Annotated in this window: 1 protein-coding gene; it reads left to right on the forward strand. The window is 70.3% G+C overall.

Annotated features, from left to right (window positions below; translation table 11 throughout):
• The first annotated feature begins 245 nt into the window (after positions 1-245).
• Positions 246-1,646: a DNA repair protein RadA gene (gene radA, locus ABZ803_RS35235; RefSeq protein ID WP_357046209.1), complete on the forward strand. Its 1,401-nt coding sequence runs from the start codon at positions 246-248 to the stop codon at positions 1,644-1,646.
• Positions 1,647-1,839 lie beyond the last annotated feature (193 nt).

The raw sequence follows: 1,839 nt of genomic DNA on the forward strand, positions 1-1,839 counted from the left end.
GCGCTCCGCCCTTAGGCCCCTGGCGCGGCGCCCACACCCCCCACCCACAAAGGGGCCGCGAACACCCAGCGCCGAAGGCGCTGGAAAAACAAACACAACCCGGCTCGCGTTTGCGCGGCCGTCGCGTACGCGACGAAGGAGCAAGCGGCGGTCGCGCAAACGCGAGCCACAAAGGGGCCGCGAACACGCAGCGCCGCATGCGCTGCAAATAAGACACTGTCAGAGGTGGTGCGTATGGTGCCCCTGTGGCAAAGACCAAGCCGACCTTCCGGTGCTCCGCCTGTTCGCACGAAGTCGCCAAATGGGTGGGTAAGTGCCCGGAGTGCGGGGCTTGGGGCACGGTCGACGAGGTAGTCGTCGGGGCGGGGGCGGTCGGTTCTCCCGGGCGGAAGGCGATGTTGCCCAGCACGGCGGCCGCGCCGATTTCGCAGATCGATTCCAAGGTCACCCGAGCGCGGCCGACGGGTGTGAGCGAGCTGGATCGGGTGCTCGGCGGCGGGGTGGTGCCCGGTTCGGTGGTGTTGCTGTCCGGCGAGCCGGGAGTGGGCAAGTCGACGCTGCTGCTCGAGGTAGCGCATCGCTGGGCGGCCCAGCACGGCGAGAAGTCGCTGTACGTCACCGCGGAGGAGTCGGCGGGGCAGGTGCGGTTGCGGGCCGATCGCACCGGCGCGGTGCACGACCGGGTCTATCTGGCGTCGGAATCGGATCTGTCGATCGTGCTCGGGCATGTCGAGCAGGTGCGGCCGACACTGCTGGTGGTCGACTCGGTGCAGACCATGCTCGCTCCGGAGGTGGACGGCGTCACCGGCGGAGTCACCCAGGTACGCGAGGTGACCGCGGCGCTGACCTCGCTGGCCAAGACGAGCGGGATCGCGGTGCTGCTGGTCGGGCACGTCACCAAGGACGGCAACGTCGCGGGCCCGCGCACGCTGGAGCACCTGGTCGATGTGGTCCTGCAATTCGAGGGCGACAAGAACTCCACGCTGCGTATGGTGCGCGGCATCAAGAACCGCTTCGGCAGCGCCGACGAGGTGGGCTGCTTCGAACTGCACGAGGACGGCATCGCCTGTGTCGACGACCCGTCCGGCCTGTTCCTGCACCACCGCACCGATTCCGTGCCGGGCACGGCGGTGACCGTCGCGATGGACGGCAAACGCCCGCTGGTCGGCGAGGTGCAGGGCCTGACCGTGAAGACCGAGATTCCGCAGCCGCGCCGCGCGGTGAGCGGCCTGGACTACAACCGGGTCGCCATGGTGCTGGCCGTCCTGCAGAGTCGTGGCCGGGTGTTCCTCGGCAAGAGCGATGTATACGCCGCGACGGTCGGCGGCATGCGCCTGGTCGAGCCTTCCGCCGACCTGGCCATCGCGCTCGCCATCGCCAGCGCCGACTCCGACGTCCCGATCCCGCCGGGCTGGGTGATCCTCGGCGAGGTCGGCCTCGCGGGCGAGGTGCGCAAAGTGACCGGCCTCAACCGCAGGCTGGCCGAGGCCGAACGCCTGGGCTTCACCACCGCCCTGGTGCCGCCCGGCCTCGCGCCGGTGCGGAGCACCATGAAGATCCACGAGGTCAGCGACCTCCGCTCCGCCATCCGCATAGCGGGCCTGCGCAAACTGCGCGCCGCAGTCCCGGAGGAAGCCGCCGGCTGATCCGGACGGCCGCTGAGCCCGCGCAACGCGCGACCGAATGGCGGTGGAACGAGCGGCGATCACCCATACCGACCCTCCGAGCGGACCTCGACTCCCCGTTTCGAGCGAAGCGAGACCGAGCATGCGCCGTTCGCGGCCCGGCTCGCGTCCGAGTGGCCGCCGCGTAGGCGACGAAGGAGCAAGCGGTGGTCGC

The sequence above is a fragment of the Nocardia sp. NPDC047648 genome (assembly GCF_040642815.1).
Lineage (GTDB): Bacteria > Actinomycetota > Actinomycetes > Mycobacteriales > Mycobacteriaceae > Nocardia > Nocardia gamkensis.